Source organism: Algoriphagus lacus, from assembly GCF_003583985.1.
In the GTDB taxonomy this organism is placed as follows: domain Bacteria; phylum Bacteroidota; class Bacteroidia; order Cytophagales; family Cyclobacteriaceae; genus Algoriphagus; species Algoriphagus lacus.
The window spans coordinates 652,095-672,885 of record NZ_QXML01000001.1 but is presented as its reverse complement, the minus strand read 5'-3'; the positions used below and the strand labels follow the sequence as shown (position 1 = coordinate 672,885).

Here is a 20,791-nt window from a genome sequence, read left to right as displayed (position 1 = left end):
ACTATGAAAAACCTATTCCTTTTTTTTGGCCTCATCCTGATTCTTGGAGCCTGCACTTCCCAAAACTCCCCAAAAACAATCTACATCGTCCGTCATGCTGAAAAACAGCTTGAGGGCAATGACCCTGAATTGGCTTATGTCGGTGGCGTGAGAGCAAAAAAGCTGGCTCAGATCCTACAGGATCAGCAGATTAAGCATGTCTTTTCTACTGATTTCAAAAGAACAAGACTTACCGCGGAACCAACCGCCTTGGCTGCCGGAGTGGAAATTCAATCCTACGACCCGAAAAACAGCGAGGCATTTGCAGAACAGTTGAGAGGTCTGGAGGGGAATGTTTTAGTCGTGGGTCACAGTAATACTGTCAGCCAACTTGCCAATAGTTTTGTGGGAGATGGGGAAAAATACGCTGATCTGACCGATCTGGAATATGATTTCATCTACGTGGTCACACTAGAATCCAATTCTTCTTCGGTTGTACGGAAACTTTACAAGGATTTTTAACCTGAATTTTTATTTGGAGTGGCAATTCCTTTATCTTGAAAAGACAAGAACTGGAATGCATGAATCGGGAAGAAAATCTCAACCAACTCCAAAATTCTGATAAAATCTGGGACATCGCTGTCATAGGCGGAGGCTCCTCCGGATTGGGTGTTGCTCTGGATGCTGTTTCCAGAGGTCTTTCAGTTGCACTTTTTGAAAAAGCGGATTTTGCTAAAGGCACTTCCAGTCGAAGCACCAAACTGCTGCACGGGGGAGTGCGCTACCTTGCTCAGGGTGATATTTTTCTGGTGTTGGAAGCCCTTCGGGAAAGAGGGAGATTGCTCAAAAATGCACCTCACCTAACCCATAATCAGGCATTTATCATCCCTGTTTATAACCGATGGGACCGGATTCAATACAGTGCCGGACTCAAAATGTACGACTACATGTCGGCAAATCTTAGCTTGGGATCTTCCCGGTACATTTCCAAAGAAGAAACCCTTCTCCGGATGCCGGGGATCAATTCCACGGGGCTTTTCGGCGGAATAGTGTACCATGATGGGCAGTTTGACGATGCCCGATTGGCACTTTCGATTGCTCAAACAGCAGATCAGGCAGGAGCCTGCTTGCTCAATTACTCAAAGGTGGTCTCCTTGGAAAAAGACCCGGGAGGAAAGCTGAAAGGCTTAGTCGTTCAGGATATTTTTTCCAAAAAAAAATACTCTGTTTCAGCCCGAATGGTGGTCAATGCCACAGGTGTTTTTGCTGATAAAATCCTCCAAATGGACAATCCGGAGGCCCCAAAAACCATCCAGCCCAGCCAAGGAATCCATCTAGTGTTGGATTTGGATTTCTTGGGAGGACAAGATGCCCTCATGATTCCAAAGACTAGGGACGGACGCGTACTCTTCGCTGTGCCATGGCATGGCAAACTGGTCGTAGGCACAACCGATACCCTTCGGGAAAATGCCAAACTTGAGCCGGAGGCCCTTCAAAAAGAAATTGATTTCGTCTTGGAAACTGCCGCAGGATATTTGACCAGAAAGCCCACCCGGGAGGATGTCAAAGCGGTATTTGCAGGTCTTCGGCCCCTGGCAAGGCCTAAAGAGGGAAGCACCAAAACCAAGGAAATTTCCAGATCGCACAAAGTGATTGTCTCGGCAAGCGGCCTGGTATCCATCACCGGCGGAAAATGGACCACTTTCCGAAAAATGGGGGAAGACACCGTGGCCTATTTCCAAGAGATTACCGGACAACCGTTGGCAGAATCACGCTCCAAAGACATTTTGCTTCATGGATATACCAAAGCGATTCCTGAGGGACATTGGTCGGTCTATGGTTCTGACACCGTTTTGATTCAGGATATGGCAAAGATTGACCCCCGGCTTTCCGAAAAAATCCATCCCGATTTCCCAAATATTCTTGCTGAGGTGATCTGGGCAGTTCGAAATGAAATGGCCATGAAAGTGGAGGATGTACTCGCCAGAAGAATCCGGATGTTGATTTTAGATGCCAAAGCGGCTTCGGAATCTGCCGAAAAAGTAGCCCGGTTGATGGCTTCCGAGTTGGGAAAAGACGAATCATGGATACAAAACGAACTGGCTGATTTTCAAAAAACGGCCGAAAAATATGTGATAAAAAATAACCCAAAATGACCCAAAACAAACCCTACTTAATGGCTCTGGATCAAGGAACGACTAGTTCCAGAGCCATTGTTTTTAACAAACAGGGCCAGATCGTCTCAGTGGCTCAAAAAGAATTCAAGCAGTATTTTCCCAAGCAAGGCTGGGTCGAGCATGACCCCGACGAAATCTGGTCCAGTCAGTCTTCGGTGATGATTGAGGCCCTCCTCAATAAAGATCTACGTCCAGATCAACTTGCCGCAATCGGGATCACTAATCAGCGGGAAACCACCATCGTCTGGGAACGAAAAACAGGCAAGGCAATCTACAAAGCTATCGTGTGGCAAGATAGAAGGACAGCTTCTTATTGCAACGACCTGAAGGAAAAGGGCATGGCAGACCTAATCGCTGCCAAGACGGGGTTGATCATAGATGCCTATTTTTCCGCAACTAAGGTTCGATGGATTCTGGAAAATGTGAAAGGAGCCAGGGCAAAGGCAGAAGCCGGGGAACTGGCCTTTGGGACTGTGGACTCCTGGCTAATCTGGAAGCTTACCTCAGGTCAGTCACACTTGACCGACATCACCAATGCCAGTCGCACGATGCTTTTCAACATCCACACCCAAGAATGGGATCAGGAGCTTTTGGATTTGTTTGAAATCCCTACATCCATGCTGCCTGAGGTCAAAAGCTGCAGTGAAGTCTATTGCGAAACCGCCGGAGACGTCCTGAATGTCAAAATTCCAATAGCCGGAGTGGCAGGAGATCAGCAGGCGGCACTTTTTGGCCAACTTTGCATAGAGCCTGGTATGGCAAAAACGACGTACGGAACAGGCTGCTTTTTGGTGATGAATACTGGAAAAGAAGCCGTTCGCTCTCAAAATCAACTGCTGACAACTGTTGCCTGGAAGATCGGAAATGAGATTAATTATGCCTTGGAAGGTTCTGTTTTTATAGGCGGAGCTGCAGTCCAATGGCTTCGGGATGGCTTGGAGCTATTCAAAAAAGCATCTGAAACCGAAAAATTAGCCATGAGTCTGGAGGACAATGACGGAGTGTATTTTGTCCCTGCACTTTCCGGATTGGGTGCCCCGCACTGGGATCAGGATGCCCGAGGGGCTTTCTTTGGCATTACCCGAGGCACGACCATCGCACACATGACTAGGGCGGCTTTGGAGGCTATTGCCTATCAAGTCTATGATGTGCTCAAAGCGATGGAAAAAGACAGCGGTAAGCCAACTCAGGAGCTTCGGGTAGACGGCGGTGCCACTGCCAATAACTTTCTGATGCAATTCCAGGCAGACCTGCTGGGCTGCGAAATCAAGCGCCCAAAAATCATCGAAACCACCGCCATAGGAGCTGCTTTCCTTGCCGGATTGGCAGTAGGATTTTGGAAAAATCAGGAGGAACTTCAGGAGCTTTGGACAGCAGACCGAAGTTTCAGACCGGAAATGCCAGCAGAAAAACAGGAAAAATTGATACATTTTTGGCACAAAGCGGTAGACCGCTCAAAACACTGGGTAGAATAATTTGAAATGCCCATGAGAAAAATTTCTCGCACAGAGGAATGATTACTCAGGACATTCCATGTTGCCATTGAAAATAAAATTATAAACAGATGAATCCATATATCGCAGAATTTATCGGAACCGGAATCCTTATCCTTCTTGGAACAGGAGTGGTTGCCAATGTGCTATTACCTCAAACCAAAGGACACGCAGGAGGACTGATGGCCATAACCACAGCTTGGGCTTTGGCTGTTTTTTGTGGAGTTGTCGTAGCAGGTCCCTACAGCGGAGCGCATTTGAATCCGGCAGTTACCATCGGGCTTGGAATTGCAGGAAAATTTGATTGGGCTATGGCCCCTGGATATATGCTAGCGCAACTTGGTGGTGCGATGCTGGGCTCAAGCTTGGCCTGGCTGATGTACCGGGAGCATTTTGATTTGGAAAATGACCCCGGATTAAAGCGTGCCCCGTTTTGTACCGATCCAGCCATCCGGAATTTCAATACGAGTTTGATGTCTGAGATTATCGGAACCTTTGTTCTGATTTTTGTGATTCTGTACATCTCAGGCGCCAAACTGGAAAGTGCAGAAGCCACTCCTATTGGCTTGGGATCAATCGGAGGATTACCGGTAGCGTTATTGGTTTGGGTGATTGGTTTGGCTCTTGGCGGCACGACTGGCTATGCGATAAATCCTGCCCGTGACTTAGGACCGAGAATTATGCATCAGATTCTCCCGATCAAAGGAAAGGGGAGTTCGGACTGGGGATATGCTTGGGTTCCGGTAGTCGGGCCGATCATTGGCTGTGCTTTGGCTGCCATCCTGTATTTGGCTGTCGGAGCTTGAAAAAAAGAATTTTGGGAGTTAGTGAGTTTGATCTGATTCTGTCACTTAAAGCAAGAAAGCCCGAACTTCAGGTCCGGGCTTTCTTGATTCTTATTTCTTGTATGTCGTTTCTTAGGCAAACATCTCCTCGATCAGTTCAGTGTAGAATTCCTTGATGCTTTTACCTGTCGCTTTTACCTGCTGGGAAATCAAACTCGTTTCAGTCTGTCCTGGTACCGTGTTGATCTCTATAAAGTAAAATTTGCCAGTATCGTGTTGGAGGAAATAATCCACCCGAACTGCACCTTTGCAATTGAGCTTTTCATAGACTTTGGTCACGATCCGGCCGACACGCTCCATTTCTTCCAAGTTCATTCTACCGGGAGTGATCTCCTCACAGACGCCCGGAACGTATTTCGCTTCGTAATCGAAAAACTCCTTACTGCTGACAATCTCGGTTGCGGGAAGAACGGTGACGATTCCTTTCCCCTTGAAAATTCCAATGGAAAATTCCCTTCCTGACACAAACTCCTCCACAAGCACCTGCTTGTCCTCGGCAAATGCTTTTTCCAAAGCTTCAGGCAATTCTTCCCAAGTTTTTACCTTACTCATACCGATGGAGCTTCCGCCATTGTTGGGTTTGACAAAAAGGGGAAGGGTGAGTTCCGCTTGGATCTTTAATGCGTTTTCAGGAGAATTTTCAAAAAGTTGAATCGATCTCGCTACGTTCAACTCGGGAATATCCTGCACGATGGCCTTGGTGTAGCCCTTGTTCATCGTAATCGCTGAAGTCAGCTGATCGCAGGTGGTGTAGGGAATGCCTAGCATATCGAAGTAGCCGGCCAGTTTTCCATCCTCGCCCGGCGAACCGTGGAGGATGTTGAATACTCCGTCAAACTTCACTTTTTCGTCTCCAATCATGAGGCTGAAGTCATTCAGATCTACAGGAATTTTCTCTCCCGAAGCACAGATGAAATGCCAATCCCCGGGATAAATAAAAATTTTGTACACATCGTAACGCTCCCGGTCGATGGTCTTTTCGACGACAGCGGCACTTTTGAGGGAGATCACGGACTCACCGGTAAAACCTCCGGTGACCAAGGCGATTTTCTTCTTCATGGCGGGGAAAAGTTTAGGCTACGAAATAGCTTATTTTCCGTTTACCCTCCAAGGGTTTCAAATCCCTTAGGGGGTTTTATATATTCGCGCTCGTTTCAATCTGAAATTTTACCCAAAATCAAGCCAATATGATTAAAAGTTGGAAAGTGCTAGGCCTGGCCTGGATCGCGGTGGTCGGAATGGCTCTAAGCACGCAGGCGCAAAGCCTGAAAAAAGTAACCCTGGAAGACGTCTTCAAAAAAGGCACCTTCAACCAAAAGTCCGTCTATGGCATCAACTGGATGAAAGACGGGCAGTTTTACAGTTCGCTAGTGCAGCGTGGTGGAGCACCAGCCGTGGTCAAAATCAACCTTGCAACCGGTGAGGAAGCCGGAGTGCTATTGGATGGTGCCAAGCTAGGCCTGAATTTTTCCAGCTATTCATTCAATGCCGACGAATCGAAAGCACTCATCGCCACGGATGTAGAGTCCATCTACCGTCGATCTTCCAAAGGTATTTTCTACGTAGTGGATATGGCCTCCGGACAAAAGCAGCAGCTGATGAACGGTGAGAAAATCTCCTATGCAACGCTTTCTCCAGACAACGATAAGGTCGCCTTTGTCAAGGAAAACAACCTGTATATGATCGAGTTGGCCAGCAACAAACTGACTCAAATCACCAACGACGGAGAATGGAACAAAATCATCAACGGATCGGCCGACTGGGTTTACGAAGAGGAATTTTCCATGGCTCAGGCTTTCAAATGGTCTCCTGACGGAAAGAAAATTGCTTTCATCCGCTTTGATGAAACTCAGGTACCGGAATTCAATATGCAGACTTGGGGGCCACTGTATCCAAAAGATTACAAATTCAAGTATCCAAAAGCAGGCGAAAAGAACTCCCTCGTTAGCATTCATGTCTACGATTTGGCTACATCTAAAATCCAAAAAGTCGACGCGGGCTCCGAAACGGACATCTATTTACCGAGAATCTATTGGACTAAAGACGCTAATCAACTCGCGTTTATTCGTCTCAACCGTCTTCAAAATCAACTTGACCTTTTCCATGCCAATGCCACTTCGGGCGAAAGCAAACTTATCATCTCCGAGAAATCCAAAACGTACGTGGACCTTGACTACAACGATGACCTGCAATACCTGAGCGATGGCAAATCGTTCATCCGTACTTCTGAGCAGGATGGGTACAAGCACATCTACCATCACAATCTGGACGGAAGTCTGATCCGTCAGATCACTTCCGGAGCTTGGGAAGTAAGCTCCAAGGTAGGAATCGATGAAAAAGCTAAAAAAGTCTACTTCATCTCCACCGAAGCTTCTCCGCTGGAGCGCAATTTCTACGTGATCAATCTGGACGGAAAAGGCAAAAAGCTTCTCACCCCGGCCAAAGGAACACATACCATAAATATGAGTCCGGATCACAGGTTCTTTATTGATTACTACTCTACCACAGAAACTCCGGTCAAAGTGACCTTGAACGATGCAGCTGGAAAAGAACTGAAAGTCCTCGAGGATAATCAGGTACTTAAAGATCGACTGTCCGGGGTTGCTTTGGGCAAAAAAGAGTTTTTCACCTTCCCGACTGTGGATGGTACTGAGCTAAACGGCTACATCATCAAGCCGGCTGACTTTGACCCAAACAAAAAATATCCTGTCCTGATGTACGTCTACGGCGGTCCAGGTTCGCAAAATGTGCTCAACTCCTGGGGAGGGACCCGCGACTTCTGGCATCAAGCCTTGGCAGCAGAAGGTATCATCGTGGCCTGTGTGGACAATCGAGGCACCGGCGCAAGAGGCCGAGACTTCAAGCACTCCACCTATGCCAACCTGGGTAAATTGGAGACCATTGATCAGATCGAGGGAGCGAAGTACTTCGCTAAAATGCCTTTTGTCGATCCGGCTCGGATTGGCATCTGGGGTTGGTCCTATGGAGGCTACATGTCTTCCCTTGCCCTGATGATCGGAAATGACGTTTTCAAAACTGCTATCGCTGTGGCACCGGTTACCACTTGGAGATATTACGACACAATTTACACCGAGCGTTATCTCCAAACCCCTCAACTCAATCCGGCAGGATACGACGACAACAGCCCGATCACCCATGTAAATAAACTGAAAGGCAACTTCCTGCTAATCCACGGCACCGGTGATGACAATGTTCATTTCCAAAATGCGGTGGATCTGGTCAATGCCCTGATCGCTGCCGATAAGCAGTTTGAGTCCTTCTACTATCCGAATCGAAACCATGGAATTTCCGGTGGCAATACTACTTGGCATCTGTACACTCAGATGACGGATTTCCTGAAGCGAAAGCTGTAAAAATTCAGAGCATCCAATAATTAAAAACCCCGCAGAAGCCAACTTTCGCGGGGTTTTTTATGAGATTTTGATCTGATCCAAGTAGAACTTCATCCTACTGTGGTCACGCGGCAAAAAATCAATCTTGTCGATTTTATCCAGCTTGTGGTTGTAAAAAACTTCCACGTATTCATCCTCCAGTAAATAGAGATTTACCTTGTGTCGATAATAGCGGATACCGACCACAAACGTACCCTCTAGGTAGAGCGTCTTGACTTGTTGATGCAACGGCAAACTGATGAATTCCTCTCTACTCATGTTTTATTTCTACTCCGCTAAGACTTCAATTTAGCCAATTAGGTTTGCAATAATTGGGTGAGAATTTTTTGAAGTCAAAAAAAACCTCCGACTTTCCGCCGGAGGTGGGGTGTTACAACTTTTCTGCATTTAAAATCAATGCGCTACTAACTGGAATTCTTTGATGGCTTCGCTGAAATCCAAAACCTCAGCTCCTTTCAGGGCACCTGCAACAATACTTGAACCTGCGGCAGATCGATAACCTCCTGCGCAATGAATGAGTATCGGCTTTTCAGTGGGTATTTCCACTGCCCTTTCTCTTAACTCCTGAAGTGGAATATTTAAGGCCTCTTCGAAAATTGGAGCCGTTGCATGTTCGTCTCTGCTTCTAATATCAACGATGGTGTAAGCCATTTTATTGGCTTTGAAAGCCTCCAGGTCAAAGGAAGTTCCTTTTTCCGTCATTCCGGCAGGATTGACCACTGCGCCTTTGATCAATTGTTCGTAGCCGATTTTGGCAGCTTTATTGATCAAAATTTCCAACTCAGCTGCGGAATCAGAGACCAGAAAGAATCGCTCTTCCGGTCCTACGATCGATCCCAACCAGGTTTCAAATTTTCCACCGTTCATGATATTGATTGCTCCGGAAATATGTCCTGCGGCAAATTTGTCCTGCTTTCGTGTATCGATCACCAGAATTCCTTCCGGCAATTCTGAACTTTCGGCCCAAATACTTACCTGAGAAATGGAGCGCTGAAAAGCAGGCGCACCTTTCTTATTCATGTCCACATCATACCCGAAGTATTTTGGGATGTAGGGCTGGCCTTGAAGTAATGAACTAACAAAGGTCTTTTCATCCAGATCGGTGAACGCCCAGTTGGTTGCCCGCTGCTCCCCAATGGTGGACTGTCGGGCATCACTTAGGTTTTTACCACAAAGCGACCCTGCCCCGTGTGCTGGGAATACCAATACATCATCCGCCAAAGGCTTCAGCTTATTTTGCACCGTTTGGTACATCAACTTGGCTAATTCTTCGCGCTGTGCGGTCATGTTGCCCGCTTTTTCTCTCAGATCAGGACGTCCAACATCTCCAACAAACAAGGTATCTCCGGAGAAAAGCGCGTGGTCTTTGCCGGCTTCACCCTTTAGCAAAATGCTGATGGAATCCGGTGAGTGACCTGGTGTATGCAAGGCATGGAAAGTTACTTTACCGAGTTGGAATGAATCTCCTTCATCAAAAGCAGTATGCGGATATTCTGCTCCCACCAGTTTGGAAACGTAGATAGTAGCTCCTTCATTTTTATGAAATTCCAAGTGAGAGCTCACAAAGTCAGCATGCGGGTGTGTCTCGATCACTGCAACTATTCTAGCGGCATTTTTTTGAGCAAACTCATAATACTGCTGTGGATTCCTTCCTGGGTCAACCAATGCAACCTTACCTCCACTCAAAATGGCGTAGCTTGCATGTGCTAAACCTTCGTCATAAAACTGTTGAATATTCATAGTTATCCGTTATTGTTTCTAAATTTTGATACAAAGTTAAAATGAGCGCAGCTCGGGTTTCGGTGACGTTAATCACGGAAGAAAAAGATTCGGCAATCGATAATTCAAAATTTGACTAAACCGACCTTTGACCTTAAACTTGAAAAACCAAAAAAGTATTCCATTGTCAGTCCAAAAATCCCTTTTTAGATTCCTTCCAGTTTTTTTCATTTTAGGGATTATCCTGTTGGATGGTTGTAAATCCAAAAAAATACCCAAGGAATCTCCCGCATTTACTGTCATCGAAACGGCCAAAAGCTATCGGGGAACTCCCTATAAGTATGGAGGGACAACCAGAGCCGGAATGGACTGCTCAGCATTGGTCTTTCATTCATATTATGCCGTCGGGATCAACCTCCCCCGACGTTCCGAAGATCAAAGCAAGCTGGGACTTAAAGTAAATCAGAATGACCTTCAGCCTGGAGATCTGCTTTTTTTCGCTACCGGAAAGAAGAAGAATGCAGTGACCCATTCCGGTATCGTAACCGAGGTAGCAAAAGATGACATTCGGTTCATTCATGCATCCACTTCACTGGGTGTGACGGAAGACTTTCTCAGCAGCAAATACTGGTCAGAGGCATTTTTATTTGCCAAGCGGATTTTGGAAGATTAGATTATTGGAATGAGAGGCCCAAATACAATCATGCTGGGGATTAGGAAATTCTACAAGGATTTATTTTCCAAATATCCTTTGGTATTAGGCTTTAATGACTAATTTTGCGCTCGAATTAAAAAAGCGTATCCTTTTTACATTTCATACTACAAATGGCAAATATTGGAAAGATAACACAGGTAATCGGCCCGGTTGTGGACGTTTCCTTTGAAGGCGGAAAACTGCCTAACATCCTTGACGCGCTGGAAGTAACCAAAGAAAACGGTCAGGTGGTCGTAATGGAGGTTCAGCAGCACTTGGGTGAAGATCGCGTACGGACTATTGCAATGGACTCTTCCGAGGGAATGGTACGTGGCATGGAAGTGAGAGACATGGGTCAGCCAATCTCTGTACCTACCGGTGAAGCGATCAAAGGTCGTCTTTTCAATGTAGTAGGTGAAGCGATCGACGGTCTTCCTCAGGTACCTGCAGGAAAAAGACTTCCGATCCATAGAGCTGCTCCAAAGTTTGAAGATCTTTCTACTTCCACGGAAGTACTTTATACAGGAATCAAAGTAATCGATTTGATCGAGCCTTATGCAAAGGGTGGTAAAATCGGTCTTTTCGGTGGTGCCGGTGTAGGTAAGACCGTATTGATCCAGGAATTGATCAACAACATTGCCAAGGCTTATTCAGGTTTGTCTGTATTTGCAGGTGTAGGTGAAAGAACCCGAGAAGGAAACGACCTTTTGAGAGAAATGATCGAATCCGGCATCGTGACTTACGGTGAGGAGTTTATCCATAGCCTTGAAACTGAAGGTGGATGGGATCTATCTAAAGTAGATCTTAAGAAGCTTGAAGATTCCAAAGCAACCTTCGTGTTTGGTCAGATGAATGAGCCTCCTGGAGCCCGTGCTCGAGTAGCCTTGACCGGTTTGACTTTAGCCGAATATTACAGAGATGGGGATGGTACAGGTCAGGGAAAAGACATTCTTTTCTTCATCGACAACATCTTCCGATTCACTCAGGCAGGTTCTGAAGTTTCCGCATTGTTAGGCCGTATGCCTTCAGCTGTAGGTTACCAGCCTACCTTGGCTACCGAAATGGGTGCCATGCAGGAACGAATCACTTCCACCAAAAACGGTTCAATTACTTCAGTACAGGCAGTTTACGTACCTGCGGATGACTTGACTGACCCGGCTCCTGCGACGACTTTCGCGCACTTGGATGCTACTACAGTATTGTCTCGTAAGATTGCGGAATTGGGTATCTATCCTGCAGTGGATCCTTTGGACTCTACTTCAAGAATTCTTTCTCCGGACATCCTTGGTGAAGACCATTACAACTGTGCTCAGCGCGTGAAGGAAACCCTTCAGCGATACAAAGAACTTCAGGATATCATTGCCATCTTGGGTATGGAGGAACTTTCTGAGGAAGATAAGCAGGTGGTTCACCGTGCGCGTCGTGTGCAGAGATTTTTGTCTCAGCCATTCCACGTAGCAGAGCAATTCACAGGTCTAAAAGGAGTGCTGGTAGATATCAAAGATACCATCAAAGGCTTCAATATGATCATGGACGGTGAATTGGATCACCTTCCTGAAGGCGCATTCAACTTGGTAGGTAGCATCGAAGATGCCATCGCTAAGGGTGAAAAGATGCTTGCTGAAGTGAAGTAAGGGAGTTGGTTACTGGTTAATAGGCGTCTCAAGATTGTCACTAGCAACTCAGTAACTTTTTACTCAATAACTAATCAAAATATGCAGTTAGAAATCGTCACACCGGAGAAAAAAATATTCCAAGGAGAAGTATCCGAGGCCAGTTTTCCTGGTGCAACAGGTTCTTTTCAAGTCCTCAACAATCACGCTCCGATCGTATCTGCCTTGGCAAAGGGAACTGTTTCCTTCACTGCCAAAGATGGTGGAAAGCAATCCATGGTAGTGGAAGGCGGAGTAGTGGAAGTAAAAGATAACGTGATCGTCGTATTGGCTGAGAAAGTAATCAGTTGATAAAAATCCTATAAAATTGAAAGTCTGGTCCGAAAGGGTCAGACTTTTTTTGTTTTAGGCTATTGGAAATATTTTAGAATCAGCAACTTGAATTTTAAAAATATTCCCTACTTTTGCAGCCACGAAAGGGGGTGTATACTATGATCATTGTAAACGTAAAAGAGAACGAATCCATCGAAAAAGCGCTGAAGCGCTTCAAAAAGAAGTTTGACAAAACCGGTGCGGTTCGCGAACTCAGAGCCCGTCAGGCTTTCACCAAACCTTCCGTTAAAAGAAGAGACGAGATCATCAAGGCTGCTTACAGACAGAAACTTCGCAACGAAGAAATGAAGTAATCGGATTTGATTCCAATAATAGATGCACTTGCCCAAAAGCAAGTGCATTTTTTTGTTAATGTGCTAATGACAATTATCACCTTGACTTCTCCATTTTTCTTCTAACTTTTATTCCATGATTGAGTCTTTTATCAATTACCTGGAATTCGAAAAACGTAGCAGTACTCATACTGTACTTGCATATCGACACGATTTGGAGCAATTGCAGGATTTTGTGTCAGTTTCATTTGAAATTCAGGATATCGCCGATTGTACTCATTCCGAACTCCGCGCATGGGTGATTGATTTGGTGGAGCAGGGGTTAACTAGCACCTCCGTAAATCGGAAAATCGCTACCCTTCGGTCTTTTTACAAGTTCTTACTCCGTTCAAGGGTGATTACCCAAGATCCAACCTACAAGTTAAAATCCCTTAAAAACCCCAAAAAACTTCCTGAATTTATACAGGAAGTGACCATTGAATCCGTTCTAGAAGAAGACGTATATGCCCCTACTTTTGAAGGACAAAGGGATAGAATGGTGATGGAGTTTCTGTATTTGACAGGAGTCAGACTATCCGAACTTACAGGCTTGAAATGGTCAGCTATCAATCTGATAGAGGATCAGGTGAAAGTTTTGGGTAAACGAAAAAAAGAGCGGATTATCCCCATCACAAAAACGCTAAAACAGAATATCCTTTCGTACCAAAAAGTATTTGAAGAAAGGTTTCCTAAACTTGGAATGAATCACTACTTTATAGTGAGCAACAAAGGCGAGCAAAGCTATTCTATGATGATTTATCGGATTGTCAGACACTATTTGGATCTTTTTGCGCAAAACACGCGACGAAGCCCACATTTGCTCAGGCATACCTTTGCAACGCATCTGCTCAACAAAGGAGCTGATCTCAATGCTGTAAAGGACCTACTCGGGCATGCCAACCTGGCTGCGACCCAGGTGTACACCCACAACTCCATGGAAAAACTGAAGGCTGTGTTTGAACAGGCACATCCCAAAGCTTAAATAAAATCAATTGTTCAACAACTTAAATGCAAATCGTTATGAAACTGCAGATGCACTCCATCCACTTCGACGCCGATCAAAAACTGATCGATTTTATTCAGAAAAAAGCCGACAAGCTGGACACATTCTATGATCGGATCATAGACGGAGAGGTTTTTATGAGACTCGACAAACACGAGAAAAACGAAAATAAAATCGTTGAAATAAAACTCAATGTCCCGGGCAAGCAGTTTTTCGCCAAACATCAGAGTGATTCCTTTGAAGCCGCAGCTGACGAAGCAGTCGAAGGATTAAGAAGACAAATCAAAAAACATAAAGAAAAGGTGGTTTTGGCTAATCAGTAAGCCCTGACCAATTCGCATACTAGCCCCGGTAAACCGGGGCTATTTTTTTGTCAACAGAAAATATTTTTTGCTGTTTTCATCGAGTAGTTGATCGAATTGCTTGGATTTATAGCTCAGTAGAAGTTTTCCGATTTGGCGGGATTCCCAGTTTTTAGCCAACAGAATGACTTCATAATGAGCTGTATCCATTTCGGAAAGCCGCTTGTCTTCCAAGATCAGATAAGAAAAATTTGAGATTTCGTTTTCCCAATTTTCTATTGGCAAATCCGTCAAATTGAACTCGGGCCCAAGACTCATCCGAATCTTACTCCCTGCATGAAGGTTTCCAATAAATCCAATTGGGGAATTAGAAGGAATGCCTTTTTCAACAAAAACACGTTTTGCCTGCGCTCCTTGGTGTGGAAGAGAAATGTGAGCCGTGATCGAACTCATTAGAAAAATGATCAGCAAAAAGCTGTAAGCAATTACTTTGGGAAGCTTTTCTTCCTGACGAAAAAGTCTCCACAAATACCCAAAAATCAAGAGACTACAAACCAACTGTCCCCAGATCGTAAAACCCGAGTTACCTTGAATTGCCAGCCATCCTGATGCCAGCAATAGTATTGAAGAAATAATCAGGAAAAATAGAGAAGTGATTTTCAGGCTTTTTCTCCTCAACTCAAATTCTCCTCTTACCAATATCCACCCCAACCAAACCGCCAAAACCGGAGCTACAGGAAGTAAATAGCGTTCATAAAACTTGCTGGTCATCGCTCCCATTCCCAAGATTGCAAGTCCCCAAAGGATTGCAAATCCAAAGAAGGCGGGATTTTCTTTCCAAGTTTTAGCCAAAACTTCCTTGGAATAAGGTAAGACAAAAAATGTCCATGGGATAAATATGGCAATAAGAAGGACCAGCGCCAAAATGCCGTTTTGAACGATCAATAAAATTCTGGATGCCACTCGAATCCCTACCTGATCTTCCAGAAAGCTATCCAGGTATGTAGGTCCGTGGATTTTCCACATGGCAACAAACCAAAACAAAGCAATTAACAAGCTGACCGCCAAGGAAGGCAAATGCATGAGTGTTTTCCATGAAATACGCTGCCAGGGATTCGCCAGTAGATAAATTAGTCCAAGCCCACCCAATGCTGCCGCTGGTAGCCCTTTGATTTCAAATGCAATTGCCAAACTCAAATAAAGCAACCATAAGAATTTCCTGGGAACTTGATCCCCATACCGGATCAAACCAGCAAAACCAATGGCTGAAGCCGTTATGGCCAAAACCAACAGCACATCCGGAATCGACCGGGTAGCTGAAAAAATCAAAACCGGATTTGCAGCCATGATCAAGGCAGAGATTCCGGCTATTTTTTCATTTCTAAAAAGAACCTTGCCTAACCAAAAGGTCAATCCAACAGTAAGCGCTCCTGCCAGAAGGAAGAAAATCCGTGATCCAAATTCATTGACTCCAAAAAGCTTAAATCCAGCAACCACTGCCCAATAGGTTCCGATGGGTTTTTTGAAGCGCAGTTCCCCACTGCCCAAGTAGGTCGTGAGGTAGTCCCCGTTTTGAAGCATTTTGACAGCAGCATCCCGGTAGTAAATTTCATCGGGATAGTGCATGTGAAAATCCAACGCAAAAGGCCCAACCAACAAGGTAAAGGCGGCCATGAGTATCCAGGGATTGATTTTCAATTCAGATGACTTCGAAAAAAGCATGTGCAAAGATAATTCGAATGGAGGTAGTGAATCCAAATTTCCTTCTGAACCAGAAAGGCTTTTCGTCGAATTTTGCCCTAGGAAGGATTTTAGCGTATTTTTGCCCAAATTTTATATCATGAGCAAGCCTCTTTTATCCGTAGTGATTACCGTTTACAACGAGGAAGATAACATCAAGCCTTTATTGGAAGCTACCTATGCTGCCCTATCGGAAATTGACTACGAGGTGATTTTGATTGAAGACGGATCTACAGATAAGACTGTCTCTGAGGTAAAAAAGTATGCTAACGACAGGACCAAGCTCATCATTTTCAACAGAAACTACGGTCAAACTACGGCCCTGGCAGCAGGTATCGATATGGCTACAGGCGAATATATCGCCACAATGGATGGGGATCTTCAAAATGACCCTACTGATATTCCGGACATGCTCCATAAAGCTATCGGGGAAGAATGGGATGTCGTAGCTGGTAGAAGAGCGAATCGAAAAGACGGTTTTGTGCTCCGAAAAATTCCCAGCAAAATTGCCAATTGGATGATCCGAAATACAACCAAGGTTTATTTGAATGATTACGGCTGTACGCTTCGGGTTTATAAAGCAGAAATAGCCCAAAACATGGGGCTATACGGCGAACTTCACCGGTTCATTCCGGTGTTGGCCAAGCAGCAGGGGGCTAAAATGACTGAAGTGGATGTGAAGCACCATCCGCGAATACATGGAACCTCAAAATATGGACTGAGCAGGACCTTCAAGGTCATGGCGGACTTGATCCTGATGCTGTTTTTTCAGAAGTACTTTCAGCGTCCGATCCATTTATTTGGCGGGCTTGGCTTGGTTGCGTTTTTGCTCGGTTTCCTGATAAATTTTTACCTGCTGATCCTCAAAATTCTCGGCGAAGACATTTGGGGCCGACCAATCATGATTTTGGGATTTATTCTGATTTTGGGAGGCATTCAATTAATCACAACGGGAATCATTGCAGAAATCATTGTTCGAACCTACTTCGAATCTCAGGACAAAAAGACCTACCGAATTAAGGCGGTCTTTCAGGGGAAGGCTGAAAAAGTTGGCAGTCTTCAGTCAGAATTGGAAGCAAAAAATTCGAATTAAGTAGCCCGAAAGGTTAAACTCTCCGATATCAATAAAAAAATAATCATCCTCCCTTGTCCCAATTGAAAAACCAACTCAAAACCGCCCTGAAACTTTTGCTGACGGGTTTGGCTTTGTACCTGGTTTTTCGGAAGATCGATACAGCCCAACTTTTAGAACTCTCCAAAGCTATCCATTGGCTATGGTTGATTCCTGCAGCTTTGCTGTTTATTCTAAGTAAAGTGGCCACAGCCATCCGCCTCAACCGGTACTTCGAAAATATCGGCATTCAGCTCTCTGAGCTTCAAAACTGGAGGCTGTACCTCATCGGGATGTTTTACAATCTCTTTCTTCCGGGGGGAATCGGCGGAGATGGATACAAGGTCTATTTGCTCAACAAAGCCTTTAAAACTCCTGTCAAAAAACTCCTTCAGGCAGCTCTTTTGGATCGCTTGGGTGGCTTGGTGGCCATTGTGTTTTTGCTTTTTGGATTGTTTCTCTTCGTAGATATTCGAATCGATTTTTTGGAAAGTTCCGCTTGGGACGGATTGATGGTAGCAGGGTTGATATTGACAATTCCCGGCTTTTGGATGGTGCAGAAAGTACTATTCAAGGACTTTGTTCCTTCGTTTTGGTCAGGAAATGCCTGGTCTTTTACCGGACAAATCGCCCAGCTTATTTGTGCTTGGTTTATTCTAAAGTCTCTCGGCATATCTGAGAATATTCTTGCTTATCAATTGGTGTTCTTACTGTCTTCCATTGTGGCAGTACTTCCCTTGACCATTGGTGGTGTTGGTGCAAGAGAGCTTGTCTTTGTCTATGCCCATACCTATTCCGGAATTGAGGAAACCGCTGCGGTTGCTTTCAGCTTGATTTTTTTCCTGATTTCAGCAATTGTTTCTTTGGCTGGAGTTTTTGTAAAAGCTGATTTAACCGAAAAATCATAACTCGATAGAAATCCTGATTTTTAAAGGTTACCACCACCTAACATTCGGGATCTTCATTTTTAATCTTGATAGATCAGCTCAAGGCAAAATTTTAAACTTCCTATTAATCCTTACTTTTGCCAAAATCCATAAACCATGACCCGTTCAGAGCTTTTCTCCCAAATCCAGCAAAAATCCTCTTTTCTATGTGTTGGACTTGATCCGGATTTGGAGAAAATTCCAGCTCACTTGCTCAGTGAGCCTGATCCGATCTTTGCTTTCTGCAAGCAAATCATTGAGGAAACTGCGGACTATGCCGTAGCCTATAAACCGAACATTGCTTTTTTCGAAGCGCTGGGAGCAAGAGGCTGGGAGACCTTAGCCAAAGTGGCTGAAATTATTCCAAAAGACATCTTCACCATCGCCGATGCCAAGCGAGGAGATATCGGAAATACCTCAAAACTTTACGCCAAGGCCTTTTTTGAATCCATGAATTTCGATTCGATTACCGTTGCTCCCTACATGGGAAAGGATTCGGTGACGCCATTTTTGGAATTTGAAAACAAGTGGGTAATCCTTCTGGCTTTGACTTCCAATGTGGGTTCTTTGGATTTCCAACTGATTGAAGACAAAACTGGGAAGCCACTTTATCAATCTGTTTTGGAAAAAAGCCAAGAATGGGGAAGTCCTGAAAACTTGATGTATGTGGTAGGTGCTACCCGAGGCGAACTGATTGGCGAAGTTCGAAAATCAGCTCCGGAGCATTTTTTCCTGGTCCCAGGGGTAGGAGCACAGGGAGGAAGCTTGGCTGAGGTAGCAAAATATGGAATGAACTCCACCTGCGGACTCTTGGTCAATTCCAGTCGCGGGATTATCTACGCTTCAGGAGAAAAAGACTTTGCAAAAGCCGCTCGGAAAGAGGCGGAAAAACTGCAGGTAGAAATGAAGGAGTTGTTAGAGAGATATCTTTGAATCCTTTACGGGAAGAGGTCCATAGGAGGCTTGTGACATTAATCGGAATTTTTTAAATTCCATAAACTTTTAGTCATCAACTTTTTATGGATTTCAGAGAAGACTTTTTACAACTGGTCTGGAAGTATCAATACTTCGATCGCAAAGGACTGAAGACGCTTGAGGGTCAATCTGTCCAAATCCTCAATGTGGGTTTTCACAATCAAGGCGAAGGTCCTGACTTTCGGGATTCCACGGTGGTTCTGGATGGGGTGACACTTCATGGACATGTGGAGGTTCACCGCTTTGCGTCTGAATGGAAACAGCATGCACACGGAGGAGATCCTGCCTACAATTCCGTAATCCTTCATGTAGTCTGGGAAAACGATAGGAATGTGCTACGAAACGACGGAACACCACTTCCAACTCTGGAACTCAAAGGCAAAATTTTCCTTGACGTATGGAGAAATTATGAGAATCTTCTCGACTTCAAGTCCGATCTTCCATGTGCCCATGCCTTGCATACAGTTCCTGATATCATTCGTTTTTCAGCATTGGAAAAAGCCCTGGTAGAGCGACTTCTGGAAAAGTCCAAACTTATTTTGGAAATCCTCGATCAGACCAAAGGCGATTGGGAAGAAACCGCATACCGTTGGTTGTTTACCTGCTTTGGATTTAAAGTCAACAGTCGTCCGATGAGTGAATTGGCTGTTTTGGTTCCCTATAAAATCCTCCAAAAACATCGAACCCAAGTCTCTGCCCTGGAAGCCATGCTCCTGGGGCAGGCTGGACTTTTACCTGAAAAATCCGATGAACCCTATGTCCAGCATCTGATCAGGGAGCATGATTTTTATCAGAAAAAATTCAATTGGCAGCAGAAGCTAAGCAGGCAGCATTGGTCCTTCATGGGCGCTCGGCCTACCAATTTCCCCACACTTCGGATCGCACAATTGGCTGCTATTCTTTCCCAGGCTCCCAATCTGCTACAGGCCGTAATGGAGGAAAGCCGGGAGTTTTGGACATTCAAAAAACTCCTTCAAGTCAAGCCCTCGGACTATTGGCAGTATCATTACAGTTTTGGAAAGCCCACTGAAAAAACCGCTTCCAGAGGCATTTCAGGCCAAACTTTGGAACTGTTGATCATCAATTTTGTAATCCCTTTGTGGTTTTCTTACGGCAGATATTTCCAGCAGCCCGAATGGCAGGAGCGCTGCTTTGACCTGATGCAGACGATTCCTGCAGAGAATAATTTTATCATTCGGACGTATGGCGAGAAAGGCTGGAAGGCAGAAAATGCCTTCGATTCACAGGGAATGATCGGACTTTTCCGGGGATATTGCCAGCCTCAAAAGTGCCTTTCCTGCAAAATTGGACAAAGCCTCCTCAAGGGGCAATCCAAATGAAACTTTGCGCAAGCACTGCATTTCCTGTACTTTTGCAGTCCAAAACCAACGAACTCTCATGGACAAACCGGTGATTATTCTGGGTGCAAAAGGAATCGCCCACCCTGCGCTCGAGATCTTCAACAGCAATAAGGTCATCGTATATGGCTTCTTGGATGAGGACCAGAGTCTTTATGGGACAGAGATCAACAATATTCCCGTGCTCGGAAATCCCGAAGATGAAGGTTTTCTAAAGCTCATCGGTAAGAAAACAGAAGCATTCGTCGCCGTGGATGACAGCAAATACCGGAAGTTTCTGGTAGAAATGCTGATTGAGAATCGAAAGGTTCAGCCAATCAACGCCATCCATGAGCGAGCGTACATTTCAACAGATGCTGTCTTGGGCCATGGTAACTTTATCAATGCCAATGTGGCCGTCGGCGCTGCCGCTAAAGTTGGCAGTTACTGCATTTTTCACTCCGGAGCAATCATTGATCATAAAGCAGTGATTGGAGATTTTGTCCAGATCGGTGCTGGATCTATCATCAATGCGGAGGCGATTATCGAAGAGGGGGCCTTTATTGGTTCCGGAGTGACAGTCGTTGGAGGGGTGACCATCGGCAAAGGTGCCCGTGTGGGAGCCGGATCGGTAGTCATTGCTTCTGTCGGAAAAAATGAGACTGTCTTCGGTAACCCGGCAGCGAAGATAAAGTAGGAAGTAAGATTTACGAAGTACGCGGCCAAACTAGAATCAAAGGCTCTAACCTTTGTCTGTAAT

General features: G+C 45.1%; 20 protein-coding genes. 16 read left to right on the top strand and 4 right to left on the bottom strand.

Annotation, left to right across the window (positions count from 1 at the left end; all coding sequences use genetic code 11):
* Positions 1-3 precede the first annotated feature (3 nt).
* From D0X99_RS02810 to D0X99_RS02795, 4 genes are all read left to right on the top strand, one after another.
* Positions 4-501 (top strand): SixA phosphatase family protein, encoded by a 498-nt coding sequence (locus D0X99_RS02810; protein ID WP_119476108.1) that lies wholly within the window; start codon positions 4-6, stop codon positions 499-501.
* A 59-nt stretch (positions 502-560) separates the two neighbouring features.
* On the top strand, positions 561-2,135 hold the full coding sequence (locus D0X99_RS02805; RefSeq protein ID WP_119476107.1) for a glycerol-3-phosphate dehydrogenase/oxidase: 1,575 nt from the start codon (positions 561-563) through the stop codon (positions 2,133-2,135).
* Entirely contained in the window at positions 2,132-3,631 is a 1,500-nt protein-coding gene (gene glpK, locus D0X99_RS02800) for a glycerol kinase GlpK (RefSeq protein ID WP_119476106.1), read from the top strand. Before D0X99_RS02805 ends, glpK begins: the two co-directional genes overlap by 4 nt.
* Before the next feature lie 89 nt (positions 3,632-3,720).
* The gene (locus D0X99_RS02795; RefSeq protein WP_119476105.1) at positions 3,721-4,455 is read left to right on the top strand and encodes an MIP/aquaporin family protein; all 735 of its coding nucleotides are present in this window, start codon (positions 3,721-3,723) and stop codon (positions 4,453-4,455) included.
* Between the two features lie 111 nt (positions 4,456-4,566).
* On the opposite strand, the gene D0X99_RS02790 is transcribed toward D0X99_RS02795, so the two are convergent.
* The gene (locus D0X99_RS02790) at positions 4,567-5,553 is read right to left on the bottom strand and encodes a D-alanine--D-alanine ligase (RefSeq protein WP_119476104.1); all 987 of its coding nucleotides are present in this window, start codon (positions 5,551-5,553) and stop codon (positions 4,567-4,569) included.
* A gap of 179 nt (positions 5,554-5,732) precedes the next feature.
* Here D0X99_RS02790 and D0X99_RS02785 point away from each other — a divergent pair, with 179 nt between their 5' ends.
* Positions 5,733-7,868, top strand: coding sequence for a S9 family peptidase (locus D0X99_RS02785; protein WP_199707991.1), 2,136 nt, complete (start codon positions 5,733-5,735; stop codon positions 7,866-7,868).
* A gap of 57 nt (positions 7,869-7,925) precedes the next feature.
* Here D0X99_RS02785 and D0X99_RS02780 read toward each other — a convergent pair whose 3' ends face one another.
* Both D0X99_RS02780 and D0X99_RS02775 read right to left on the bottom strand, forming a co-directional pair.
* A complete protein-coding gene (locus D0X99_RS02780) occupies positions 7,926-8,165 on the bottom strand; it encodes a hypothetical protein (protein WP_119476102.1) in 240 nt (79 codons plus the stop codon).
* A 135-nt stretch (positions 8,166-8,300) separates the two neighbouring features.
* Positions 8,301-9,647 (bottom strand): MBL fold metallo-hydrolase, encoded by a 1,347-nt coding sequence (locus D0X99_RS02775; protein WP_119476101.1) that lies wholly within the window; start codon positions 9,645-9,647, stop codon positions 8,301-8,303.
* A 139-nt stretch (positions 9,648-9,786) separates the two neighbouring features.
* On the opposite strand from D0X99_RS02775, the gene D0X99_RS02770 reads away from it, so the two are divergent.
* The 6 genes from D0X99_RS02770 (at position 9,787) to hpf (ending at position 13,963) form a co-directional block, all read left to right on the top strand.
* Positions 9,787-10,299, top strand: coding sequence for a C40 family peptidase (locus D0X99_RS02770; protein ID WP_394336575.1), 513 nt, complete (start codon positions 9,787-9,789; stop codon positions 10,297-10,299).
* A gap of 152 nt (positions 10,300-10,451) precedes the next feature.
* Positions 10,452-11,954 carry a F0F1 ATP synthase subunit beta gene (atpD, locus tag D0X99_RS02765; protein WP_119476100.1) on the top strand — a complete coding sequence of 501 codons (1,503 nt, stop codon included), beginning with the start codon at positions 10,452-10,454 and terminating at the stop codon, positions 11,952-11,954.
* A gap of 81 nt (positions 11,955-12,035) precedes the next feature.
* Positions 12,036-12,284, top strand: coding sequence for an ATP synthase F1 subunit epsilon (atpC, locus tag D0X99_RS02760; protein WP_119476099.1), 249 nt, complete (start codon positions 12,036-12,038; stop codon positions 12,282-12,284).
* Between the two features lie 140 nt (positions 12,285-12,424).
* A complete protein-coding gene (gene rpsU, locus D0X99_RS02755) occupies positions 12,425-12,619 on the top strand; it encodes a 30S ribosomal protein S21 (RefSeq protein WP_119476098.1) in 195 nt (64 codons plus the stop codon).
* A gap of 115 nt (positions 12,620-12,734) precedes the next feature.
* Entirely contained in the window at positions 12,735-13,619 is an 885-nt protein-coding gene (locus tag D0X99_RS02750; protein WP_119476097.1) for a tyrosine-type recombinase/integrase, read from the top strand.
* Positions 13,620-13,657: 38 nt separating this feature from the next.
* Positions 13,658-13,963: a ribosome hibernation-promoting factor, HPF/YfiA family gene (hpf, locus tag D0X99_RS02745; RefSeq protein ID WP_119476096.1), complete on the top strand. Its 306-nt coding sequence runs from the start codon at positions 13,658-13,660 to the stop codon at positions 13,961-13,963.
* A gap of 39 nt (positions 13,964-14,002) precedes the next feature.
* Here hpf and D0X99_RS02740 read toward each other — a convergent pair whose 3' ends face one another.
* Positions 14,003-15,664, bottom strand: a complete 1,662-nt coding sequence (locus D0X99_RS02740; RefSeq protein WP_119476095.1) for an ArnT family glycosyltransferase — start codon at positions 15,662-15,664, stop codon at positions 14,003-14,005.
* Between the two features lie 118 nt (positions 15,665-15,782).
* On the opposite strand from D0X99_RS02740, the gene D0X99_RS02735 reads away from it, so the two are divergent.
* The 5 genes from D0X99_RS02735 to D0X99_RS02715 all read left to right on the top strand — a co-directional run bounded on the left by D0X99_RS02735 (position 15,783) and on the right by D0X99_RS02715 (position 20,728).
* Positions 15,783-16,775, top strand: a complete 993-nt coding sequence (locus D0X99_RS02735) for a glycosyltransferase family 2 protein (RefSeq protein WP_119476397.1) — start codon at positions 15,783-15,785, stop codon at positions 16,773-16,775.
* A gap of 53 nt (positions 16,776-16,828) precedes the next feature.
* A complete protein-coding gene (locus D0X99_RS02730; RefSeq protein WP_233553633.1) occupies positions 16,829-17,701 on the top strand; it encodes a lysylphosphatidylglycerol synthase transmembrane domain-containing protein in 873 nt (290 codons plus the stop codon).
* 135 nt (positions 17,702-17,836) lie between these two features.
* Positions 17,837-18,652, top strand: a complete 816-nt coding sequence (gene pyrF, locus D0X99_RS02725; protein ID WP_119476094.1) for an orotidine-5'-phosphate decarboxylase — start codon at positions 17,837-17,839, stop codon at positions 18,650-18,652.
* A gap of 86 nt (positions 18,653-18,738) precedes the next feature.
* Positions 18,739-20,034, top strand: a complete 1,296-nt coding sequence (locus tag D0X99_RS02720) for a DUF2851 family protein (RefSeq protein WP_119476093.1) — start codon at positions 18,739-18,741, stop codon at positions 20,032-20,034.
* A gap of 58 nt (positions 20,035-20,092) precedes the next feature.
* Positions 20,093-20,728: a NeuD/PglB/VioB family sugar acetyltransferase gene (locus D0X99_RS02715; protein WP_119476092.1), complete on the top strand. Its 636-nt coding sequence runs from the start codon at positions 20,093-20,095 to the stop codon at positions 20,726-20,728.
* Positions 20,729-20,791: the final 63 nt, after the last annotated feature.

Bases quoted from the DNA above. Each gene is read 5' to 3' on its own strand.
- D0X99_RS02735 (WP_119476397.1), top strand. From the start codon at position 15,783: ATGAGCAAGCCTCTTTTATCCGTAGTGATTACCGTTTACAACGAGGAA.
- D0X99_RS02790 (WP_119476104.1), bottom strand. From the start codon at position 5,553: ATGAAGAAGAAAATCGCCTTGGTCACCGGAGGTTTTACCGGTGAGTCC.
- pyrF (WP_119476094.1), top strand. From the start codon at position 17,837: ATGACCCGTTCAGAGCTTTTCTCCCAAATCCAGCAAAAATCCTCTTTT.
- D0X99_RS02785 (WP_199707991.1), top strand. From the start codon at position 5,733: ATGGCTCTAAGCACGCAGGCGCAAAGCCTGAAAAAAGTAACCCTGGAA.
- D0X99_RS02810 (WP_119476108.1), top strand. From the start codon at position 4: ATGAAAAACCTATTCCTTTTTTTTGGCCTCATCCTGATTCTTGGAGCC.
- hpf (WP_119476096.1), top strand. From the start codon at position 13,658: ATGAAACTGCAGATGCACTCCATCCACTTCGACGCCGATCAAAAACTG.
- D0X99_RS02720 (WP_119476093.1), top strand. From the start codon at position 18,739: ATGGATTTCAGAGAAGACTTTTTACAACTGGTCTGGAAGTATCAATAC.
- glpK (WP_119476106.1), top strand. From the start codon at position 2,132: ATGACCCAAAACAAACCCTACTTAATGGCTCTGGATCAAGGAACGACT.
- D0X99_RS02795 (WP_119476105.1), top strand. From the start codon at position 3,721: ATGAATCCATATATCGCAGAATTTATCGGAACCGGAATCCTTATCCTT.
- atpD (WP_119476100.1), top strand. From the start codon at position 10,452: ATGGCAAATATTGGAAAGATAACACAGGTAATCGGCCCGGTTGTGGAC.
- atpC (WP_119476099.1), top strand. From the start codon at position 12,036: ATGCAGTTAGAAATCGTCACACCGGAGAAAAAAATATTCCAAGGAGAA.
- D0X99_RS02805 (WP_119476107.1), top strand. From the start codon at position 561: ATGAATCGGGAAGAAAATCTCAACCAACTCCAAAATTCTGATAAAATC.
- D0X99_RS02775 (WP_119476101.1), bottom strand. From the start codon at position 9,647: ATGAATATTCAACAGTTTTATGACGAAGGTTTAGCACATGCAAGCTAC.
- D0X99_RS02740 (WP_119476095.1), bottom strand. From the start codon at position 15,664: ATGCTTTTTTCGAAGTCATCTGAATTGAAAATCAATCCCTGGATACTC.
- D0X99_RS02715 (WP_119476092.1), top strand. From the start codon at position 20,093: ATGGACAAACCGGTGATTATTCTGGGTGCAAAAGGAATCGCCCACCCT.
- rpsU (WP_119476098.1), top strand. From the start codon at position 12,425: ATGATCATTGTAAACGTAAAAGAGAACGAATCCATCGAAAAAGCGCTG.
- D0X99_RS02750 (WP_119476097.1), top strand. From the start codon at position 12,735: ATGATTGAGTCTTTTATCAATTACCTGGAATTCGAAAAACGTAGCAGT.
- D0X99_RS02780 (WP_119476102.1), bottom strand. From the start codon at position 8,165: ATGAGTAGAGAGGAATTCATCAGTTTGCCGTTGCATCAACAAGTCAAG.